The 21090-nt window shown below is 65.6% G+C and carries 17 protein-coding genes; 10 read left to right on the top strand and 7 right to left on the bottom strand.

Annotation, left to right across the window (positions count from 1 at the left end; translation table 11 throughout):
- Positions 1-53 precede the first annotated feature (53 nt).
- Both KW830_RS15680 and KW830_RS15675 read left to right on the top strand, forming a co-directional pair.
- On the top strand, positions 54-1541 hold the full coding sequence (locus KW830_RS15680) for a nucleobase:cation symporter-2 family protein (protein ID WP_192334262.1): 1488 nt from the start codon (positions 54-56) through the stop codon (positions 1539-1541).
- Positions 1542-1747: 206 nt separating this feature from the next.
- Positions 1748-4045, top strand: a complete 2298-nt coding sequence (locus KW830_RS15675) for an NADP-dependent malic enzyme (RefSeq protein WP_066536694.1) — start codon at positions 1748-1750, stop codon at positions 4043-4045.
- Between the two features lie 132 nt (positions 4046-4177).
- On the opposite strand, the gene KW830_RS15670 is transcribed toward KW830_RS15675, so the two are convergent.
- Entirely contained in the window at positions 4178-4831 is a 654-nt protein-coding gene (locus KW830_RS15670; RefSeq protein WP_066536696.1) for a flavin reductase family protein, read from the bottom strand.
- A 329-nt stretch (positions 4832-5160) separates the two neighbouring features.
- Between KW830_RS15670 and KW830_RS15665 the strand changes: the two genes are divergently transcribed.
- From KW830_RS15665 to KW830_RS15635, 7 genes are all read left to right on the top strand, one after another.
- On the top strand, positions 5161-6186 hold the full coding sequence (locus KW830_RS15665) for an ABC transporter substrate-binding protein (protein WP_218333667.1): 1026 nt from the start codon (positions 5161-5163) through the stop codon (positions 6184-6186).
- Positions 6187-6261: 75 nt separating this feature from the next.
- Entirely contained in the window at positions 6262-7296 is a 1035-nt protein-coding gene (locus KW830_RS15660) for an ABC transporter substrate-binding protein (RefSeq protein WP_066536701.1), read from the top strand.
- A gap of 59 nt (positions 7297-7355) precedes the next feature.
- Positions 7356-8186 (top strand): ABC transporter ATP-binding protein, encoded by an 831-nt coding sequence (locus KW830_RS15655; RefSeq protein ID WP_066536706.1) that lies wholly within the window; start codon positions 7356-7358, stop codon positions 8184-8186.
- Positions 8187-8203: 17 nt separating this feature from the next.
- Positions 8204-8980 (top strand): ABC transporter permease, encoded by a 777-nt coding sequence (locus tag KW830_RS15650; RefSeq protein WP_172591775.1) that lies wholly within the window; start codon positions 8204-8206, stop codon positions 8978-8980.
- A 151-nt stretch (positions 8981-9131) separates the two neighbouring features.
- Positions 9132-9548 carry a cupin domain-containing protein gene (locus KW830_RS15645; protein WP_370626142.1) on the top strand — a complete coding sequence of 139 codons (417 nt, stop codon included), beginning with the start codon at positions 9132-9134 and terminating at the stop codon, positions 9546-9548.
- A 257-nt stretch (positions 9549-9805) separates the two neighbouring features.
- A complete protein-coding gene (locus KW830_RS15640; protein ID WP_225608723.1) occupies positions 9806-10333 on the top strand; it encodes a nucleoside deaminase in 528 nt (175 codons plus the stop codon).
- A gap of 110 nt (positions 10334-10443) precedes the next feature.
- On the top strand, positions 10444-11274 hold the full coding sequence (locus KW830_RS15635) for an urease accessory protein UreD (protein WP_218333665.1): 831 nt from the start codon (positions 10444-10446) through the stop codon (positions 11272-11274).
- Positions 11275-11364: 90 nt separating this feature from the next.
- Here the strand turns inward: KW830_RS15635 and KW830_RS15630 are convergent, their stop codons facing one another.
- Positions 11365-12927 (bottom strand): PAS domain-containing methyl-accepting chemotaxis protein, encoded by a 1563-nt coding sequence (locus KW830_RS15630; protein ID WP_218333664.1) that lies wholly within the window; start codon positions 12925-12927, stop codon positions 11365-11367.
- A gap of 1089 nt (positions 12928-14016) precedes the next feature.
- Between KW830_RS15630 and KW830_RS15625 the strand changes: the two genes are divergently transcribed.
- Complete coding sequence (locus tag KW830_RS15625) at positions 14017-14991, top strand: tripartite tricarboxylate transporter substrate binding protein (RefSeq protein ID WP_218333663.1); 975 nt, start codon at positions 14017-14019, stop codon at positions 14989-14991.
- 101 nt (positions 14992-15092) lie between these two features.
- Here the strand turns inward: KW830_RS15625 and urtE are convergent, their stop codons facing one another.
- The 5 genes from urtE to urtA form a co-directional block, all read right to left on the bottom strand.
- On the bottom strand, positions 15093-15785 hold the full coding sequence (urtE, locus tag KW830_RS15620) for an urea ABC transporter ATP-binding subunit UrtE (protein WP_218333662.1): 693 nt from the start codon (positions 15783-15785) through the stop codon (positions 15093-15095).
- A gap of 55 nt (positions 15786-15840) precedes the next feature.
- Positions 15841-16713 carry an urea ABC transporter ATP-binding protein UrtD gene (gene urtD / locus KW830_RS15615; protein WP_218333661.1) on the bottom strand — a complete coding sequence of 291 codons (873 nt, stop codon included), beginning with the start codon at positions 16711-16713 and terminating at the stop codon, positions 15841-15843.
- Positions 16710-17930 (bottom strand): urea ABC transporter permease subunit UrtC, encoded by a 1221-nt coding sequence (gene urtC, locus KW830_RS15610; RefSeq protein WP_218333660.1) that lies wholly within the window; start codon positions 17928-17930, stop codon positions 16710-16712. The genes urtD and urtC overlap by 4 nt, the downstream gene beginning before the upstream one ends.
- Positions 17931-18062: 132 nt before the next feature.
- Positions 18063-19664 (bottom strand): urea ABC transporter permease subunit UrtB, encoded by a 1602-nt coding sequence (gene urtB, locus KW830_RS15605; protein ID WP_218333659.1) that lies wholly within the window; start codon positions 19662-19664, stop codon positions 18063-18065.
- A 116-nt stretch (positions 19665-19780) separates the two neighbouring features.
- The gene (urtA, locus tag KW830_RS15600; protein ID WP_218333658.1) at positions 19781-21049 is read right to left on the bottom strand and encodes an urea ABC transporter substrate-binding protein; all 1269 of its coding nucleotides are present in this window, start codon (positions 21047-21049) and stop codon (positions 19781-19783) included.
- Between the last annotated feature and the right edge of the window lie 41 nt (positions 21050-21090).

Genomic DNA, 21090 nt, shown 5'->3' with positions numbered 1-21090 from the left:
GCACACGGCCCACGCTCCGTACAGATAGACCACAAGGATTCAAGGAAGACCCCATGTCCACGACAGTCCACCCTGTTGACGAAAAACTGCCCTGGGGGCGCGCCAGTGCCCTCGGCCTGCAGCATGTGCTGGTGATGTATGCCGGCGCTGTGGCCGTGCCGCTGATCATCGGCCGCGCACTCAATCTGCCGCCGGAGCAGGTGGCCCACCTGATTTCCGCCGACCTGTTCGTCTGCGGCATCGTCACCCTGATCCAGGCCATGGGCGCCACGCAGTGGTTCGGCATCAAGCTGCCGGTGATGATGGGCGTGACCTTTGCCGCGGTGGGTCCAATGATCTCCATGGCCCAGTCCACCGGAGGCCATGCCGGTGCGGGACTGATCTTCGGCTCGGTCATCGGGGCGGGGGTGATTTCCATCCTGATCGCCCCGGTCATCAGCCGCATGCTGCGCTTTTTCCCGCCGGTGGTGACCGGCACCATCATTGCCGTGATCGGCATCAGCCTGATGCGCGTGGGCATCAACTGGATCTTCGGCAACCCCGTGGGCCCCACCGCCCCCAGCGTGCCCAACCCCGAGCACCTGAAGTGGCTGTCCGAAGCCCAGGCCATGGCCGGCGCACCCGGCACCTCGCTGCCGCCCGTGCCCAAGGGCTTTGCCGTGGTGCCCACCATCCCCAACCCCAAGTACGGCGACCTGACCGGCGTGGGTATTTCCGGCATCGTGCTGCTGACCATCCTGCTGATCGCCCGCTTCGGCAAAGGCTTTCTGGCCAATATCTCGGTGCTGATGGGCATTTTGGTGGGCGGCGTCATCACTGCCGCCATGGGCCTGATGGACTTCCACAAGGTCAGCGAAGCCAAGTGGTTCGATGTGATCCTGCCGTTCGAGATCGCCACGCCCATCTTCGACCCGGTGCTGATCCTGACCATGTCGCTGGTGATGGTGGTGGTGATGATCGAGTCGACCGGCATGTTCCTGGCCCTGGGCGACATGACGGACAAAAAGATCTCGCAGGACGAGCTGACCCGCGGTCTGCGCACCGACGGCCTGGGCACGCTGATTGGCGGCATCTTCAACACCTTCCCCTACACCAGCTTCTCCCAGAACGTGGGGCTGGTGGCGGTGACCGGCGTCAAGAGCCGCTGGGTGTGCGTGGCCGGCGGCGTCATCCTGGTGGTGCTGGGGGTGCTGCCCAAGATGGCGGCCCTGATCGAATCCCTGCCCACCGTGGTGCTGGGAGGCGCGGGCCTGGTGATGTTCGGCATGGTGGCCGCCACCGGCATCCGCATCCTCTCGAACGTGGATTTCCAGGGCAACCGCAACAACGCCATGATCGTGGCGGTGTCCATCGGCGTGGGCATGATTCCCCTGGTGGCCCCGAATTTCCGCCAATGGATGCCGCACGCCATCCATCCACTGATCGAATCCGGTATCCTCCTCGCCTCGCTCTGCGCGGTGCTGCTGAACGTTTTCTTCAACGGCACCAAGGGTGATACCGAAGCCGCCGTCCGGGCCGCACGCCAGGCCGATGCCCACTAAGGCATCCCGCCTGCCTGCAGCCTCTGTCCCGGCTACCGCCGGGCTAGCGCCCCCTGGCCGAATCGTTCCCAGGGGGCTTTGGCATTCTGAAAGCGCTCTGCACCCGATATCCCTTGCCTGATCACGGGGTTCGACTTCCCTCCACGGGAGGCGGCCATCAGGTAAGCTTCCAGACAGCTCCGAGCTTTTTCGTTGAGATTTTTTCTATGACACAAAACCTGTCCACCGCTGAACAAGCCCTGCGCGACGCGGCCCGTGAATACCACCGCAGCCCCAACAAGGGCAAGATTTCCGTCACCCCCACCAAGCCCCTGTCCAACCAGCGCGATCTGTCGCTGGCGTACTCGCCGGGCGTGGCCTACCCCTGCCTGGACATCGAAGCCGACCCCGCACAGGCGGCCGAGTTCACCGCCCGTGGCAATCTGGTGGGCGTGATCACCAACGGCACCGCCGTGCTGGGTCTGGGCGATATCGGCCCGCTGGCCGCCAAGCCGGTGATGGAAGGCAAGGGCTGCCTGTTCAAGAAGTTTGCCGGCGTGGATGTGTTCGACATCGAGCTGGCCGAGCGCGATCCGGACAAGCTGATCGACATCATCGCGTCGATGGAGCCCACCCTGGGCGGCATCAACCTGGAAGACATCAAGGCGCCCGAGTGCTTCTACATCGAGCAGGAACTCTCCAAGCGCATGAACATTCCGGTGTTCCACGATGACCAGCACGGCACGGCCATCATCTCCAGCGCCGCCCTGCTCAATGGTCTGGAACTGGTGGGCAAGGAAATCGGCAAGGTCAAGGTCGCCGTTTCCGGCGCCGGCGCGGCCGCCATTGCCTGCGTGAACGTGATGGTGGGTCTGGGCGTGAAGCGCGAGAACGTCTTCATGGTCGACTCCAAGGGCGTGATCTACGAAGGCCGTCCCGGTGGCCTGGACGCCTCCAAGGCCCAGTACGCACAGAAGACCGAAGCCCGTACGCTGGCCGATGTGGTCAACGGTGCCGACGTGTTCCTGGGCTGCTCGGCCCCTGGCGTGCTGACGGCCGACATGGTCAAGACCATGGCCGACAAGCCCATCATCCTGGCCTTGGCCAACCCCGAGCCTGAAATCCGCCCCGAACTGGCCAAGGCCGTTCGCCCGGACTGCATCATGGCCACCGGCCGCTCGGACTACCCCAACCAGGTCAACAACGTCCTGTGCTTCCCCTACATCTTCCGTGGCGCGCTGGACTGCGGCGCCACCAAGATCACCGAAGCCATGAAGCTGGCCTGCGTGCGCGAAATCGCCGCCCTGGCCAAGCAGGACGTGAGCGATGAAGTGGCCGCCGCCTACCAGGGCAAGGAACTGAAGTTCGGCCCCGACTACCTGATTCCCACGCCTTTCGACGTGCGCCTGATTCTGCGCATCGCCCCGGCCGTGGCCCAGGCCGCCGCCGAATCCGGTGTGGCCACCCGCCCCATCGAGGACATCGAGGCCTACCGCGAAAGCCTGACCCGCTTTGTCTACCAGACCAGCATGTTCATGCGCCCGGTGTTTGCCGCGGCCAAGAGCAAGGTCCAGCGCGTGGCCTATGCCGAAGGTGAAGACGAGCGCGTGCTGCGCGCCGTGCAGGTGGCAGTGGACGACAACCTGGCCAAGCCCATCCTGATCGGCCGCCCCGCCGTGATCGAAGCCCGCATTGCCAAGGCCGGCCTGCGCATCCAGCCCGGCGTGGACGTGGAAATCTGCGACCCCGAGGACGATCCCCGCTTCCGCCAGTACTGGGAGGCCTACCACCAGCTGATGGGACGCGACGGCATCACCCTGGAAGGTGCCAAGTCCACCGTGCGCCGCTCCAACACCGTGATCGCCGCACTGATGGTGCACCTGGGCGATGCGGATGCCATGCTGTGCGGCCTGGTCGGCAAGTTCGACAAGCACCTGGCCCACATCGAGGAAGTTCTGGGCCACCAGGCCGGCGCCGACCGCATGGCCACCGTCAACGCACTGATGCTGGACAACCGTACGCTGTTCATCGCGGACACCTACATCAACGAAGACCCGACCGCCGAAGAGCTGGCCCAGATCGCCAAGATGGCCGCCGACGAAGTGGCCCGCTTCGGCCTGCCTCCCAAGGTCGCCTTCCTGTCGCACAGCAACTACGGCTCGTCCACCCGCAAGTCGGCACTGAAGATGCGCGCGGCCCGCAACCTGTTTGCCGCGGCCAACCCCGGCATCGAGTGCGACGGCGAAATGCACGGCGACTCGGCCCTGGACCCCGTGGTGCGCAGCCGCACCGTGCAGGACGCCACCCTCAGCGGCGAAGCCAATGTGCTGATCTGCCCCAACCTGGACGCCGCGAACATTCTGTTCAACGTGCTCAAGACCACGGCAGCCCACGGCACCACCATCGGCCCCATGCTGCTGGGTGGCGCCGCTGCAGCCCATGTGCTGACCCCTTCCAGCACCGTGCGCCGCGTGGTCAACATGACCGCCCTGGCCGCCGCACAGGCCCAGACGCGCAAGGCCTGAGGACCTAAGCCCCAGCCAGCGCATCTGTGCAGTCCCTGGAGGACAGCCACCAAGCCCCCTGCCACCGGCCGGGGGCTTTTTTCATGGGCCGCAGCAGCCGTGCCGTCGGCAGACCGGCGGCAGGCCCCCGCCTCACATTTCGTCGATGGCGGTGCTGGCGGCCCCATCCCGCGCCTGTGCCAGCCCTTCATGGGCTTCGATGGCAAAGCGGTCGCGGCAGTTGACGTAGAAGCTGGCACCGAAGCGGCCCACCGGGAAGAACTCCTGCAGGCGCACCCGCCATTTCTCGGTGTCCACCAGACCGTCGCGCACTGCCAGCCACTGCACGCGGCCGATGAAGACATAGCGGCTCTCCGTCTCCAGCGTCTCGTGCAGCACGCACTCGAAGGCCACCGGGGCCTCGGCAATGCGCGGCGGCTTCACGCTCTGCGATGCCGTGGCGGTCAGCCCGGTGTGCACCAGTTCGCTGTGGTGCGGCGGCAGGCGGTCGCCGCAGCGGTGCATGGCGGCGGCCATGGCTTCGTCGGTGATGTGCACCACGAACTCCTGGTCGCGCAGGATGTTGGTGGCTGTGTCCTTCTGCGCCGCATCCTGCAGCTTGTTCACGCTCAGCATCACCACGGGCGGGTCCTCGCCCATCATGTTGAACATGCTGAAGGGGGCGGCGTTCACGGTGCCATCGGCACCCAGCGTGGTCACCAGCGCAATCGGGCGCGGCACGATCAGGCTGGCCATCAGCTTGTAGCGGGCATAGGTGTCCAGCTGCGCAAAATCAATTTCGGTCATTGGAGTTTCTCTGTGCCGTCACCGGCATCGACAGGGGGAGTAGCAGGCTGCGCTGCATGCGGCGCATGTACGGCCTGTTTTCTTGCAAATGCCATGCCCAGCGCTGGTGCAGGGCCGCGACAGGCCGCCAGGCCAGGAATACCGTCTGTCGCCCGTCGCACCAAGAACTTGCAACCGTGCACCACGGCCACGTGTTGCGCCGCCCGCACGGCACCAGATCCGTGCACACACCCCCACAGAACACGTTCGGCGATTTTGTATACACATGGCACCGATCTTGCACTGAAGGCTGCAGACCCCTTTTGCAACCGATGAAGTGAGGAGCATCCATGCACCAACGTTCTTTCCTGAAAGCCGCCGCAGCTGCTGTGACCCTGGCCTGGGGCGCAGCCCACGCCGCCGACACGCCCATCAAGTTCCAGCTGGACTGGCGCTTTGAAGGCCCGGCCGCTTTCTTCCTGCAGCCGGTGGCCAAGGGCTACTTCAAGGGCCAGGGCCTGGATGTGACGGTGGATGCAGGCAATGGCTCCGGTGGTGCCGTGCAGCGCGTGGCCTCGGGCACCTACGACATGGGCTTTGCCGATCTGGCCTCAGTGATGGAATTCCACGCCAACAACCCCGACGCGCCCAACAAGCCCGTGGCCGTGATGGTGGTCTACAACAACACGCCGTCGTCGGTGATGGCGCTCAAGAAGAGCGGCATCAAGACCCCCGCCGATCTGAAGGGCAAGAAGCTGGGCGCCCCGGTGTTCGACGCCGGTCGCAAGGCCTTCCCCATCTTCGAGAAGGCCAACAAGGTGGGCAATGTGGCCTGGACGGCCATGGACCCTCCGCTGCGCGAAACCATGCTGGTGCGCGGTGATGTGGATGCCATCACCGGCTTCACCTTCACCAGCCTGCTGAATCTGGAAGCGCGCGGCGCCAAGGCCCAGGATGTGGTGGTCATGCCCTACGCCGACTTCGGCGTGAAGCTGTACGGCAACGTGATCATCGCCAGCCCCAAGCTGATCAAGGAAAACCCCGAAGCCATCAAGAAGTTCCTGACCGGCTTTTCCCAAGGTGCCAAGGACGTGATGGCCCACCCTGCCGAGGCCATCCAGTCGGTCAAGGCCCGTGACGGCATCGCCAATGTGGCGCTGGAAACCCGCCGCCTGCAGCTGGCCATCGACACCGTGGTCAACAGCCCCGACGCACGCAAGGAAGGCTTTGGCCGCCTGGACAACAGCCGCCTGACGCTGATGGCCTCGCAGGTCTCCGACGCCTACGCCACCAAGACCCGCGTGAAAGCCGAAGACGTGTGGAACGGTAGCTTCCTGCCTTCCGCCGCCGTGCTGGACGTGCTGCCCAAGAAGTAAACCACGCCCCCTTGGGCAGACACCACTGCGGTGTCTGCCCAGGGGCAATGACTCTCCCTCATTGGAATCTGCACCGTGAACAAACGTTCCTTTCTGCGTAGCGCCATGGCCGTTCTGGCCACCACCGCCACCACCTGGGCTGTCGCCGCCAGCCCGGCACTGACCCCGCTCAAGTTCCAGCTGGACTGGCGCTTCGAGGGCCCGGCCGCCCTGTTCGTGCACCCCGAACAGAAAGGCTATTTCAAGGAAACCGGCCTGGATGTGAACGTCGAGGCCGCCAGCGGCGCAGGCGCCATCCAGCGCGTGGCCTCCGGCACCCACGACCTGGGTTTTGCCGACCTGGCCGCGCTGATGGAGTTCCACGCCAACAACCCGGACGCGCCCATCAAGCCCGTGGCCATCATGGTGATCTACAACACCACGCCGGCTTCGGTGATGGCGCTGAAGAAATCCGGCATCACCAAGGCCTCCGACCTGACCGGCAAAAAGCTGGGCGCCCCCATCTTTGATGCCGGCCGCCGCACCTTCCCCATCTTTGCCCAGGCCAATGGGGTGGGCGAGGTGCAGTGGACCACCATGGACCCGCCGCTGCGCGAGACCATGCTGGCGCGCGGCGACCTGGATGCCGTCACCGGCTACACCTTCACCAGCCTGCTGAATCTGGAGACCCGTGGCGTCAAGCGCGAAGACATCGTGGTGCTGCCCTATGCCACCCACGGCGTGCAGCTCTACGGCAATGTGATCATCGCCAGCCCCAAGCTGATCGCCGAAAAGCCCGAGGCCGTGCGCGCCTTCCTGAAAGCCTTTGCCAAGGGCGCCAAGGAAGCCATTGCCAACCCCGAAGCCGCCATCGCCTCGATGAAGGCCAAGGACGGCCTGGTGAACACGGCACTCGAGGTCAAGCGCCTGAAGCTGACGATTGACACCGCCATCGACAGCAAGGGTGCACGCGACGAAGGCTTTGGCCAGTTGCGCAAGGAACGCCTGGCCCAGATGGCCGAGCAGGTCTCCAAGGCCTATGCCACCAAGAACCCGGTGCCCGCCAACGCGGTGTGGAACGGCAGCTTCCTGCCCTCTGCCGCCGAACTGGACGTGCTTCCCAAGCGCTAAACCCGGATGCCGGGCAGCCATGCATGCGCCGCCCGGCACCGACCTTTGAAGTGATTCCTATGACGGCTTCCTCCCAAGACCCCGCCTTTGTTGATTTCCGTGACGTCTGGCTGGCCTACAACGACGAGTTGCTGGCCCAGAACCATTTCGCGGTGGAGGCCATTGACCTGCAAGTGCGCCGTGGCGAGTTCATCGCCATCGTCGGCCCCTCGGGCTGCGGCAAATCGACGTTCATGAAGCTGGCCACCGGCCTGCGCATGCCCAGCATGGGCAAGATCCTGATCGACAGCCAGCCCGTCACCGGCCCGCTGAAGATCTCGGGCATGGCCTTCCAGTCGCCCTCGCTGCTGCCCTGGCGCACCACGGTGGACAACGTGCTGCTGCCGCTGGAGATCGTGGAGCCCCACCGCAGCCAGTTCAAGGCCAAGCGCAAGGAATACGAAGAACGCGCCCGCAACCTGCTGAAGAAAGTGGGCCTGGGCGGCTATGAAGACAAGTTTCCCTGGCAGCTGTCGGGCGGCATGCAGCAGCGCGCCAGCATCTGCCGTGCGCTGATCCATGAACCCAAGATGCTGCTGCTGGACGAGCCTTTCGGTGCGCTGGATGCCTTCACCCGCGAAGAGCTGTGGTGCATTCTGCGCGACCTGCATGCCGAGCAGCAGTTCAACGTGATTCTGGTGACGCATGACCTGCGCGAATCGGTCTTCCTGGCCGACACCGTGTACGTGATGAGCAAGAGCCCCGGCCGCTTTGTGGTGCGCCGCGAGATCGACTTTCCCCGCCCGCGCGACCTGGAGCTGACCTACACCAAGGAATTCACCGACATCGTGCTGGAGCTGCGCGGCCACATCGGCGCGCTGCGCAAAGACGGCGCCGTGATCAACCAATAAGCGCCCAGGACATTGCCATGAACAAACTGAACAACAAACTGCTGGAACGCTGGTCCCCCTGGCTGCTGCTGCTCGCCGTGATCGTGCTGTGGCAGGTGGTCTGCTCGGCCTTCCAGGTGTCGGAATTCATCTTCCCCAGCCCCTGGCTGATCCTGCAGCAATTCCTGGAATTCCACGCCGTGATCGCCGGCCACGCCTGGCGCACCTTCTGGGTGACGATGGCCGGCTTTGGCATCGCCATCGTGGTCGGCGTGCTGCTGGGCTTTCTGATCGGCAGCTCGCGCCTGGCCTACGCCGCCGTCTACCCGCTGATGACCGCCTTCAACGCCCTGCCCAAGGCGGCTTTCGTGCCGATTCTGGTGGTGTGGTTCGGCATCGGCATTGGCCCGGCCATCCTGACGGCGTTCCTGATCAGCTTCTTTCCCATCATGGTCAACATCGCCACCGGCCTGGCCACGCTGGAGCCCGAGCTGGAAGACGTGCTGCGCGTGCTGGGCGCCAAGCGCTGGGATGTGCTGATGAAGGTGGGTCTGCCGCGCTCGCTGCCCTACTTCTACGGCTCGCTCAAGGTCGCCATCACGCTGGCCTTTGTGGGCACCACGGTGTCGGAGATGACGGCGGCCAACGAAGGCATTGGCTACCTGCTGATCTCGGCCGGCTCGTCCATGCAGATGGGCCTGGCGTTTGCCGGCCTGCTGGTGGTGGGGGCCATGGCCATGGTGATGTACGAGCTGTTCAGCCTGGTGGAAAAGCGCACCACCGCCTGGGCCCACCGCGGCGCCAACAACCACTGAGTGGTCCCCCGCGCCACGTGCAAAGGCCTGCCCTGGTGGCAGGCCTTTTTGCATGGGCAGGGCCAAAGCCGCATGCCCCACATGGCTGGCGGCCTTGGGCACCCCCGGCACTCTGTACCATGCGCAGCTTGCCCCGCTCTGGATGCCTGCCGTGACTGCCTCTGCCCCCTTTTCCACCGCCCCCGCCGCTCCCACCGCTCCTGTCAAGCTGGTGCGCATCGACCCCAGCGACCTGTCCCAGGCCCGCAGCGGCCAGCCCAGCCGCCCGCTGCGCGGTGACACCACCTACAAGACGCTGGACGTGTTCAGCGGCAACGGCGGCAAAGCCAATGCCGGCGTCTGGGAAGCCACGGCCGGGGCCTTCCGCTCCCACATCCAGGGCTATATCGAGTTCTGCCACATCGTCGAAGGCAGCTGCCGCCTGGTGGACCCGGATGGCAGCGTGCACCATTTCCAGGCGGGTGACAGCTTTGTCTTGCCCGACGGCTTCAGCGGCCACTGGGAAGTGGACGACCGCGTGAAGAAAGTGTTTGTCACCACCGATGTCGATGCGCCGGCAGCGGCATGAGACCCGTCTGCAGGCGTTGTGCCGGCAGTGTGTTCCGGCGCAGCTAACGCTTTGATTTGCATAGCAGGCACAGCGCATCTGCACTGCGCCGACGGCGCTCACCCCCTGCCGTCGCACGGCCGCCGTCCGCCTCCTGTCCCGCCGCCCTTCCTGGCGCGTATGTAAGAAGTCGTTTCTGGCATGCGACATGCAATAGCTCTGGTAACCCCGCCTGTGCCCAGGCGGCCTTGTTACCCGCACCCGCCCAGGAGGCGCGCATGCTCGCAGCACCCATGATGGATGACCGCCCCCCCGAAGGACAGCCTCTGTCCGCGACCGATGCCAAATACCTGCGGCAGGCCTTTGTCTGGGCGAATGCGGCCCGCACCCGCGGCAACCGGCCCTTCGGTGCCGTGGTGGTGGCCGCCGATGGGCGCATCCTGGCCGAGGCCTTCAGCAACACCCGCGAGACGGGCGACTGCACCGGCCATGCGGAAATGAATGCCGTGCGCCAGCTGGGCAACCCCCGTGTGGCGCCCGAGCTGCTGGCGGGTGCCACGCTCTATGCGTCGGCCCAGCCCTGCGCCATGTGCGCCGGCGCCATCTGCAACGCCGGTATCGGCCGCGTGGTGTTTGGCCTGGACGATACGCGGCTGCTGCAGATCCGGCCCGACCTGCGCGGCAGCACACTGGACTGCCACACCGTGTTCGACAACGCCACCTATGCCATCACCTGCATCGGCCCGGCCCTGGTCAACGAAGCCCTGGCGGTGTACGAGGACAGCTGGTTCCCGCCCTCCTCCTGATATCCACACCGGCTGGCCCTGCTCTGCTTCGGTGAGCAGTCCAGCCGCCATGGTGCAGCGCTGACGGGCATACGCACCAAGTTGGCACAGTGTCTGCTTGCAGCTTGACCATGCCATGGCACGCCCACCTCTCCCTCGACTACCACCACCGCGCCGGCCGCACGGCCGCGCATTTCACCCACGACGGCCCGCTGCGCGTGCTGCGCAGCCTCTACCCCGAAGGCCCTGCCATCTGCCACCATGTGCTGGTCCATCCGCCTGGCGGGCTGGTGGGCGGGGACACCCTGGACATCCAGGTGCACGCCGGAGCCGGTGCCCACGCCCTGGTCACCACCCCGGGCGCCACGCGCTTTTACCGCAGCGAAGGCGAACCGGCACTGCAACGCACGCGCCTGCGGCTGGATGCCGGTGCCCGCCTGGAATGGCTGCCGCTGGAAGCCATTGCCTACAACGGCTGCCTGGCCCGCAACCAGCTGGAACTGGATCTGGCCCCCGGCGCCGAACTGCTGGCCTGGGACATCACGGCCCTGGGTCTGCCCCACGCCGAGGCGCCCTGGCTGCGCGGTGAATTCCTGCAGCACATGGAATGGCCCGGCCGCTGGCTGGAGCGCGGGCTGATCCGCGCCGACGATGGGCCGCTGCTGGATGGCCCGCTGGGCCTGGCCGGCCAGCGCTGCCTGGGCAGCCTGGTGTTTGCCTGCGGCAGCCCCCTGTCCCGTGCCCGCCGGGAACAGGTGCAGGAAGCCACACACGCCTTGCTGGCCAGCCACCCCCAGGGCCCGTGGTGCGGGGTCACCAGCCCCAACGACCATGTGCTGGTGCTGCGCGGCCTGGCCCCGCTGGTGGAGCCGCTGATGCAGCTGTGGCAGCAGGTCTGGGCGCTGTGGCGCCGGCTGCTGTGGGAGCGGGAAGCCCCGCTGCCCCGCATCTGGTCCATGTAGAACGCGAAACGCTTTCCGCGCTGGGTGGTGCCCAGCGCTGCCGCTTACACAGCCGGAAGGCGGCATGGCGCCCATGCCGCACACCGGCCATCAGCGCATGCGGAACACTTCCAGTGTGCGGTGCAGCACACCGGCGTTGCTGCTCATGTGGCCGGCGGAATGGGCTGACACCTCGGACATGCGGGCGTTCTCCTGCGTGACCGCATCCAGCTCGCCAATCGCACGGTCCACCTGCGCAATGCCCAGGGCCTGTTCGCGCGAGGTTTCCACAATTTCCTGCACCAGCTGGCTGACCTGGGCCACCGACTGCACCGCCTGGGAGATGGTGGCACTGGCTTCCTGCATGCGCTCCGCCCCCTGGTGGATGCGGTCGTTGGAGCCGGAGATCAGCCGCTTGATTTCCTTGGCCGCTTCGGCGCTGCGCTGCGCCAGCGTGCGCACCTCGCCGGCCACCACGGCAAAGCCGCGCCCCTGCTCGCCGGCGCGCGCGGCTTCGACCGCCGCATTCAGCGCCAGGATATTGGTCTGGAAGGCAATGCTTTCGATGGTGGTGATGATCTGCCCCATCTGCTGCGACGAATCGCGCAGCTGGTGCACCATGTCCTCCACCTTCTGCATGGCCTGGCCGCCACGTTCCGCCAGCTCGGCGCTCTTGCCGCTTTGCTGCAGCACTTCTTCTGTGGTCTGCTGGGATTGCTCCACGCTGCCGGCCAGCTGCGTCATGGCGGCAGCCGTCTGCTGCAGGCGCTCGGCCTGCAGTTCGGTGCGCTCGGACAGGCTGCGGGCGCTGCCGGACAGATCGCGCGAGAGGTGGCTGAAGCTGTCGATCTCGTGGCGCGCATCGCCCACGATGGCCCGCAGATTGAAATGCACCTGGTGCAGGTGCTCCATCAGCAGCGCCATCGGATGGCGGCCCGGCACCAGCGGCAGCCGGCGGTCCAGCTCGCAACTGGCCAGCTGCTTGGCAAAGCGGTGGGTCAGCGCAAAAGGCTGCGTCAGGGTGCGGTGCAGCCAGCCCAGGCCCAGCGCACTCCACAGCACCATGGCGGCGGCCTGCAGCCCCACCTGCCATGCGGCGGTCCAGCCCAGCACGGCGGGCAGGCAGCCCATCAGCAGCAGCGGCAGGACCACGGCGGCGATGCGCAGCGTGAAGTTGGCGCGCTGCATTTTTCCGAACAGATTGCGCAGCCCCAGCAGGCGCGCATGGCCGGCATGCAGCACCATGCCGGGCTGGCCCTTGGCCCGCTCCTGCGCCAGGCGGGCATAGAGCTGCTCGGCTGCCTGCACCTGTTCGCGCGTGGGCTTGGCCCGCACCGACATATAGCCCACGGGCTTGCCGCCTTGCATGATGGGCGTGACGTGGGCGTGGACCCAGTAGAAGCCGCCATCCTTGCGGCGGTTCTTGACGATGCCCTTCCAGCTGCGGCCGTGGCCGATGGTGGCCCACATATCGCGGAAGGCTTCGGCCGGCATATCAGGGTGGCGCACCAGGCTGTGGGGCTGGCCCATCAGCTCTTCCATGCTGAAGCCGCTGACACGCACGAAGGCGGCATTGCAGTGGGTGATGTTGCCCTGGCTGTCCGTGGTGGACATCAGCAGCTCGTCATCGGGAAACTGGAACTCGTGGAGGGTGACAGGCAGGTTCTGGCGCATGGCAAAGAGAGTGGCGCGGCAAAGCCCGCCGGATGGTGTCAGGGAAAAGAAGAAGGCGAAGCAGCGGGAGGAAAAAAGGAAAGAGGGCTTTCAGGAAGCGCGCTGCATGGGATCTGCAGAAGAGGAATCGGTAACGGAAGGGCTGCACACCGGTGCAGCAGCGCCCCATGCGGGCAGAGCACTCTCACGCCACAGCTGGCGCGAACGCACACCGGCAGCCACTGCCCCTTGCAGCTGCTGCGGGGCCTGCGGCAGGTGATGGCAGCCGGACTGGCGGCGGGCCGAGATCAGCTGCGCGCGGCTGTCATAGCAGCGCCGGCAATGCACGCATTGCGAATCTGCGCCCGGCATGCCCTGCTGCCAGGCACGGTGCAGGTCCAGCGATTTGCCACACAGGCACACAATCCCTCCCGGGTCCGTCATCACCCTGGTACGGTGGCAGAACGCGGGTGCCCTGAAATACTCCATCACACTTCCTCACCCGGCCCCACCGCCGCCAAGGCGAGTGGACGCGCGCTGATCCGCAAAAGTTTCGATTTGTAAATTCTATGGAATTTCCATCTGAATAGAAATTGATGCAAGGCAAGACTGGGGCATTGAAACCGGAATCCAACACCGGTTGCAGTCTGCCCGCCACCGCGGCCACCGCGGCCACCGCGCTCCCACGGCCCGATGCGCTGGTGCCTGCCTCCGTACTCCCCACGGCGGTGCGCAGTGCGCCCAGCCCGGCTGCGCCCTGCCAGATGCTGGCACCCACGTTCCGCCAGCGCCCACCGAAACTCAGCGAAGCGCTCACTCCGCGGCAGCACCTTTTTTCAAGCGCTTTCATGTTTTTGTCAGAAAAGTGGTGACTCAAGGGTTAACAATTAAGGGATAACCATATAACAACCAAATGAAACTGGCGTTACGGCGCCCGCCCCATTCTGGGGCCCCCCGACAGAGCGGTGCCTGCTGCCCCTGCCCACTGTGGCGACTGACTCCCGGCTGGCGCACTGCCAGCCCCGGTCCCAGCCTGCCACACGGCCTGTGCGGTGCCATCGCGCTTCCAAAAAACGCCCGCCTTTGCGGGCAGAGTGAGAAGGAGTGGACATGTTCCGCCGAACCATCCTGGCCACCACGGTCGCCCTGAGTCTGACTGCCGCCCTGGCCCCCCTGGCCCATGCCAAGGACCCCTGGCCCGTCAAGACCATCACCCTGGTGCAACCCTATGCCCCCGGTGGCACCAGCGACATGCTGGCGCGCATCATCGCCATGGAACTGGAAAAGCGCATCACCGCCAATGTGATCGTGGAAAGCAAGGCCGGCGCCAATGGCAACATCGCCACCGCCTATGTCAGCCGTGCCAAGCCCGATGGCGGCACCTTCCTGGTGGGCTCCAGCAGCCCGGTGGTGATCTCGCCCTCGCTGTACAAGAGCGTGCCCTACCACCCCGAAAAGGATCTGACGCCCATCACCACCATCGCCAAGGCCCCGTTCCTGCTGGTGACCAGCCCCAAGTCGGGTATCCACAACGTGCAGGAACTGATCGCCCAGGCCAAGGCCGGCAAGATCAATTTCGGCTCGGCCGGCGCCGGTTCGCCCCAGCACATGATTGCCGAGATGTTCAACACCGAGGCCAAGATCAAGGTGCCCCATGTGCCCTACAAGGGTTCGGCCCCGCTGGTGGTGGCCGTGATGGCCAACGAGGTCCAGTACGCCATCGACAACCCAGTGCCGCTCAAGCCGCAGATCGATAGCGGCAAGCTCAAGGCCCTGGCCATCACCAGCAAGCACGCCTCGCCCAAGTTCCCCGGCGTCAAGAGCCTGCATGAGCTGGGCTTCACCAACTTCGAGGTGGAACCCTGGTACGGCATGATCGGCTCCAAGGGCCTGCCCAAGGACCTGGCCGAGCGCATGAACAAGTATGTGCAGGACATCCTGGCACAGGACCACGTCAAGCAGAAGATCTCCGAACTGGGCGCCGACGCGTTTGGCATGTCCACCGGCGAGTTCGCCAAGCTGATCAGCGCGGACATCAAGAAGTGGGGCGCCGCCGTCAAGGCCTCGGGCGCCACGGCGGACTGACCGTCCTCCGTACCCCGGACCGACAAAAAACGACCTCCTATGGCGGTCGTTTTTTTCATGGTGCCGCAGACGCCGGGCCCCAGGGCCTCCGCATCTGACGTTCAGATCGCCACCAGCTTCTGGATGCCTTTTTCCTGCATCTCGCTGCCCGGCCCGCTGGCAATCACCTCGCCGCGCTCCATCACCAGGTAGTGGTCGGCCAGTTCCTCGGCAAAGTCGTAGTACTGCTCGCACAGCAGCACGGCCATGCCACGCTCCTTGGCCAGCATGCGGATCACGCGGCCGATGTCCTTGATGATGCTGGGCTGTATGCCTTCGGTGGGCTCGTCCAGAATCAGCAGCCCCGGCGCAGGTGCCAGCGCACGGGCAATGGCCAGCTGTTGCTGCTGGCCGCCGGACAGGTCACCGCCGCGGCGGTGCAGCATCTGCTGGAGCACCGGGAACAGCGCATACAGATCCTGCGGAATCGGCGTGCGACCGCTCTTGTAGGCCAGGCCCATGCGCAGGTTGTCCTCCACGCTCAGACGGCCGAAGATCTCGCGCCCCTGGGGCACAAAGCCGATACCGCTGCGCGCGCGCTCGTACGGCGTCATGCCCTGGATGAGCTTGCCGTTCCAGCTGATGGTGCCGCTCTTGATCGGCACCAGGCCCATCAGGCTCTTGAGCAGCGTGGTCTTGCCCACGCCGTTGCGGCCCAGCAGCACGGTGATGCTGCCGGGCACGGCCTGCACGCTCACATCGCGCAGGATGTGGGAGCCGCCGTAGTACTGGTGCAGGTTGCGAACTTCAAGCATCGGGTTCCATCCATTTCCGGAGCGTCTGCACGCTCTCCATATTCATAGCAGCGTCTCAGCGCCCCAGGTAGACCTCGATCACGCGCTCATCGGCCTGTACCTGGGCCAGCGTGCCTTCGGCCAGCACGCTGCCGTCGCACAGCACGGTCACTTTTTCGCTGATGGTGGCGATGAACGACATGTCGTGTTCCACCACCATCAGCGAATGCTGGCCCTTGAGGCGCAGGAACAGCTCGGCCGTGCGCGCAGTTTCGTCGTCCGTCATGCCCGCCACCGGTTCATCGAGCAGCAGCAGCTTGGGGTCCTGCATCAGCAGCATGCCGATCTCCAGCCACTGCTTCTGCCCGTGGCTGAGCTCGCCGGCCATGCGGTGCACGCTGCCCGCCAGGTGGATGGTGTGCAGCACCTCGGCCAGGCGGTCGCTCTGCGTGCTGTCGAGCCGGAAGAACATGCTGTGCTTGACCCCCTTGTGGGTCTTGAGCGCCAGCTCCAGGTTCTCGAACACCGTGAGCTGCTCGAAGACCGTGGGTTTCTGGAACTTGCGACCGATGCCCAGCTGGGCGATCTGGGGCTCGTTGTGGCGCAGCAGGTCAATGGTGGAGCCGAAGAACACGGTGCCGCGGTCGGGCCGGGTCTTGCCGGTGATGATGTCCATCATCGTGGTCTTGCCCGCGCCATTGGGGCCGATGATGCAGCGCAGCTCGCCCGGGGCGATGTCCAGGTTCAGGCCGTTGATGGCCTTGAAACCGTCAAAACTGACATGCACGTCCTCCAGGTACAGGATGCGGCCGTGCGTGGTGTCCACCTCGCCCGGCGTGGCGATGCGCGAGTACCCCGCCTTGCGCCCGCCGGACTCCGTGTCCTGCGCCGCCTTGACCGCCACCGCCTGCATGCGGCGCGTGCCTTCTTCCATCAGATCGGGCGTCATGCGCGGCCCTCCTCTTTGCTGCTCTTGCTGCTCTTGCTGCTCTTGCTGCTCTTGCTGCTCTTGCTGCTCTTGCTGCTGTCCACCAGCTTGCGGCGACGCAGCTTGCGCACCAGTCCGGCAATGCCATCGGGCAGGAACAGCGTCACCACAATGAACAGGCCGCCCAGAAAGTACAGCCAGAATTCCGGCGCCACCACCGTGAGCCAGCTCTTGGCGCCGTTGACCACGAACGCGCCGGCAATGGGGCCGACCAGGGTGCCGCGCCCGCCCACGGCCGCCCAGATGGCGATCTCGATCGAGCTGGCGGCCGACATTTCGCCGGGGTTGATGATGCCCACCTGCGGCACATACAAGGCACCAGCGACGCCGCACATCATGGCGCTGATGACCCAGATGGTGAGCTTGTACTGCAGCGGCGAGTAGCCCGAGAACATCACCCGCGTCTCCGCATCGCGGATGGCCTGCAGCACCCGGCCAAACTTGCTGCCCACCAGCCAGCGCGCCAGCAGGAAGAAGCCCAGCAAGGTGCAGCCGGTGATGACGAACAATGCCATGCGCATTTCCTGCGTGGCCAGTGGCATGCCCAGGATGCGCTTGAAGTCGGTGAAGCCGTTGTTGCCGCCAAAGCCGGTTTCGTTGCGGAAGAACAGCAGCATGGCCGCATAAGTCATGGCCTGCGTGATGATGGAGAAATACACGCCCTTGATACGCGAGCGGAAGGCGAACCAGCCGAACACAAAGGCCAGCACGCCGGGCACGGCCAGCACCAGGATGACCGTGGCCACAAAGCTGTCCGACAGCGCCCAGTGCCAGGGGAATTCCTTCCAGTCCAGGAACACCATGAAGTCGGGCAGGCTGCTCTGGTAGCTGCCGTCGGTGCCGATCTGGCGCATCAGGTACATGCCCATCACATAGCCGCCCAGCGCGAAGAACAGGCCGTGGCCCAGGCTCAGGATGCCGGTATAGCCCCAGATCAGGTCCATGGCCAGCGCGCAGATCGCGTAGCACATGATCTTGCCCAGCAGGCGCACGGCGTAATCCGACAGGTGCAGGGCGCTGCCTTCGGGCACCCACAGGTTGAGCACCGGTGCCAGCGCACACACGGCGATCAGCGCCAGCATGAAGGCCGACCAGCCGGCCTTGCTCAGCAACGGTCTACGCCCCGGCAGGGACGAGGCCGGCAGCAGCACATTCGTTTTCAAGGAAGATGTCGTCATATCAGTGGTCCTTGGCGGAGCATGGGAGGCCGCCCGCGTTCGGCGCAGACAGCGCGCAGGCGCCGCGCTGCAGCGGGGCGATTGCCCCTTGCGAGGGGAAGCGGCACCAGAGCACAGGGGATGACTGCATGGTCATTCCGCGCTACGGCCTTTCATGGCGAAGATGCCCTGCGGGCGCTTCTGGATGAAGGCGATGATGAACACCAGCACCGCGATCTTGGCCAGCACCGCACCGGTCCAGCCTTCCAGGAACTTGTTCAGCAGGCCCAGGCCCAGTGCGGCGTAGACGGTGCCAGCCAGCTGGCCCACACCACCAAGCACCACCACCATGAACGAGTCCACGATGTAGCTCTGCCCCAGGTCCGGCCCCACATTGCCCACCTGGCTGAGGGCGCAGCCGGCCAGCCCGGCGATGCCGCTGCCCAGTGCAAACGCCATGGTGTCCACCCGTGCGGTGTTCACCCCCATGCACGAGGCAATCGGGCGGTTCTGCGTGACGCCGCGCACGAACAAGCCCATGCGGGTTCGGGCGATCAGGTAGGCCACGCCGGCCAGCACCGCAAACGCGAACACGATGATGACCAGCCGGTTCCACGGCAGGGTGAGATTGGGCAACACCTGCAGGCCGCCGCTCATCCACACCGGGTTTTCCACAGCCACGTTCTGCGCTCCAAAGGTGGAGCGCACCAGCTGCATCAGCACCAGCGAGATGCCCCAGGTGGCCAGCAAGGTCTCCAGCGGGCGGCCGTACAGAAAGCGCAGCACGCCGCGTTCCATGATGGCGCCCACAAGGGCCGATGCCAGAAAGGCCGCCGGCACGGCGGCCAGCAGATACCAGTCAAAGAATTCGGGCAGGTAGCTGCGGAACACGCCCTGCACCAGGTAGGTGGCGTAGGCGCCGATCATCATCAGCTCGCCGTGGGCCATGTTGATCACGCCCATCAGGCCGTAGGTGATGGCCAGGCCCAGCGCCACCAGCAGCAGGATGGTGCCCAGGCTCACGCCGGTGAAGGCCACGCCCAGGCGTTCGCCCCAGGCCAGCTTGTCGGCCACCTCGGCCTGTGCGCGCTGCAGCGCAAGCTGCACCTTCTCATCTGTTTCCTGGGCCTGCCGCTCGTTCAGCAGCAGGCGCGTGGCCGGGGTGGCACGCTGCGCCAGCTGGGCCGCAGCCTTGATGCGCTGGGCGGGGTCTTCGCTGCCCAGCTGGGCGGCCGAGCGGGCCAGCTCCAGCTCGGCCTTGACGGCCGCGCTGCGCTCCTGGGCCATGGCCTTGTCCAGCAGCGGCAGGCGGTCGGGGGTGGCGCCTTTGAGCATGGCGCGCGCCGCGTCCAGCCGCGTGGCCTCGTCGCCCACCAGCAGATTCAGGGAGGCCAGCGCACTGCCGATTTCGCGGCGGATGCGGTTGTTGGTGCCCACGTCTTCGGCCCCTTCGGGCACGGCCACGGGCTGGCCGGTGACAGGGTCCACGCCCTGCCCGGCACGCACGATGAATGCACGCCCTGCGGCAATCTGGACCTCACCGTCCTGCATGGCCTGCAGGAAATCCGCGGTGCGCTGCCCATCGCCATGGGCCACGGCATCGGCCATGGCGGCCACGCGCGAGGCGTTGTCGCCGTCGGCCATGGCCAGCGCCTGCTCGGCCGTCAGGGCCTGGGCCGGGGCCTGCCACAGCGCGCCGCAGGCCACAGCGGCTGCCAGCAAGGGCCGGATCGTGCGCAAAATTCTGAACAACATAGAAACTCTTGCCTGTCTGGTTGTGACAACGGCCCGTCGCACAGGACGGGCCGTGGAGGAAACCGCAGATGTCCGCCGGGGGTGCACACCAGGCACGCACCCCTGCGGCGGCCGCGTTATTTCTTCTCGGGCTCGTCCTTCTTCTTGTCGTTGCCTTCGATGTAGGGGCTCCAGGGCTGGGCCTTGATCGGGCCCTTGGTCTTCCACACCACGTTGAACTGGCCGTCGGCCTTGATCTCACCGATCAGCACGGGCTTGTGCAGGTGGTGGTTCTTGGGATCCATGGTCAGCGTGAAGCCGCTGGGCGCCTTGAAGGTCTGGCCGGCCATGGCGGCGATCACCTTGTCCGCATCGGTGGACTTGGCTTTCTCGACGGCCTGCTTCCACATGTGGATGCCGACATAGGTGGCTTCCATCGGGTCATTGGTCAGCGGCTTGGTGGACTGGCCGGGCAGCTTCTTGGCCTTGGCGTAGGCCGACCACTGCTTGATCCAGGCGTCGTTGGTGGGGTTCTTCACGCTCATGAAGTAGTTCCACGACGCCAGGTGGCCCACCAGGGGCTTGGGGTCCAGGCCGCGCAGCTCTTCCTCACCCACCGAGAAGGCGACCACGGGCACATCGGTGGCCTTGATGCCGGCGTTGCCCAGCTCCTTGTAGAAAGGAACGTTGGAGTCGCCGTTGATGGTGGAGACCACCGCCGTCTTGCCGCCGGCAGCGAACTTCTTGATGTCCGCCACGATGGTCTGGTAGTCGCTGTGGCCGAAGGGGGTGTAGGCCTCCATGATGTCCTTGTCGGCCACGCCCTTGGCCTTCAGGAAGGCACGCAGGATCTTGTTGGCCGTACGGGGATAGACATAGTCGGTGCCCAGCAGCACCCAGCGCTTGGCGTTGCCGCCGTCATCCCCCATCAGGTATTCCACTGCGGGAATGGCCTGCTGGTTGGGCGCTGCGCCGGTGTAGAACACATTCTTGGAGAGTTCCTCGCCTTCGTACTGCACGGGGTAGAACAGCAGGGAGTTGGTTTCTTCATAAACCGGCAGCACCGACTTGCGGCACACCGAGGTCCAGCAGCCGAACGTGACCGCCACCTTGTCCTGGCTGACCAGCTGCTTGGCCTTTTCCGCGGCCAGCGGCCAGTTGGAGGCGGTGTCGATCACCACGGGATCCAGCTTCTTGCCCAGCACGCCGCCCTTGGCATTGATGTCCTCGATGGTCATCAGGGCCATGTCTTTCAGCGCGGTTTCCGAAATCGCCATGGTGCCCGACAGCGCGTGCAGCACGCCCACCTTGATGGTATCGGCGGCCTGGGCGGACAGGGCCGTGAAGCCGATGCCGGCGACTGCTGCGGCAGCGGCCAGGGTCTTGAGGGTGAAACGACGGGGCATGAAGGAACTCCTCTCTTGGATAAGGGGGTGGTGCTGCCTGT

Origin of the sequence: Comamonas sp. CMM03 (genome assembly GCF_019218715.1) — a bacterium.
In the GTDB taxonomy this organism is placed as follows: domain Bacteria; phylum Pseudomonadota; class Gammaproteobacteria; order Burkholderiales; family Burkholderiaceae_C; genus Comamonas; species Comamonas terrigena.
This window is presented reverse-complemented; position numbering and strand designations above follow the sequence as displayed.

Coding starts and splice junctions, on each gene's coding strand:
- urtB (WP_218333659.1), bottom strand. CDS start 19,664: ATGTTGTTCAGAATTTTGCGCACGATCCGGCCCTTGCTGGCAGCCGCT.
- KW830_RS15625 (WP_218333663.1), top strand. CDS start 14,017: ATGTTCCGCCGAACCATCCTGGCCACCACGGTCGCCCTGAGTCTGACT.
- KW830_RS15635 (WP_218333665.1), top strand. CDS start 10,444: ATGCCATGGCACGCCCACCTCTCCCTCGACTACCACCACCGCGCCGGC.
- urtC (WP_218333660.1), bottom strand. CDS start 17,930: ATGACGACATCTTCCTTGAAAACGAATGTGCTGCTGCCGGCCTCGTCC.
- KW830_RS15680 (WP_192334262.1), top strand. CDS start 54: ATGTCCACGACAGTCCACCCTGTTGACGAAAAACTGCCCTGGGGGCGC.
- KW830_RS15640 (WP_225608723.1), top strand. CDS start 9,806: ATGCTCGCAGCACCCATGATGGATGACCGCCCCCCCGAAGGACAGCCT.
- urtE (WP_218333662.1), bottom strand. CDS start 15,785: ATGCTTGAAGTTCGCAACCTGCACCAGTACTACGGCGGCTCCCACATC.
- urtD (WP_218333661.1), bottom strand. CDS start 16,713: ATGACGCCCGATCTGATGGAAGAAGGCACGCGCCGCATGCAGGCGGTG.
- KW830_RS15675 (WP_066536694.1), top strand. CDS start 1,748: ATGACACAAAACCTGTCCACCGCTGAACAAGCCCTGCGCGACGCGGCC.
- KW830_RS15655 (WP_066536706.1), top strand. CDS start 7,356: ATGACGGCTTCCTCCCAAGACCCCGCCTTTGTTGATTTCCGTGACGTC.
- KW830_RS15670 (WP_066536696.1), bottom strand. CDS start 4,831: ATGACCGAAATTGATTTTGCGCAGCTGGACACCTATGCCCGCTACAAG.
- urtA (WP_218333658.1), bottom strand. CDS start 21,049: ATGCCCCGTCGTTTCACCCTCAAGACCCTGGCCGCTGCCGCAGCAGTC.
- KW830_RS15650 (WP_172591775.1), top strand. CDS start 8,204: ATGAACAAACTGAACAACAAACTGCTGGAACGCTGGTCCCCCTGGCTG.
- KW830_RS15630 (WP_218333664.1), bottom strand. CDS start 12,927: ATGCGCCAGAACCTGCCTGTCACCCTCCACGAGTTCCAGTTTCCCGAT.
- KW830_RS15665 (WP_218333667.1), top strand. CDS start 5,161: ATGCACCAACGTTCTTTCCTGAAAGCCGCCGCAGCTGCTGTGACCCTG.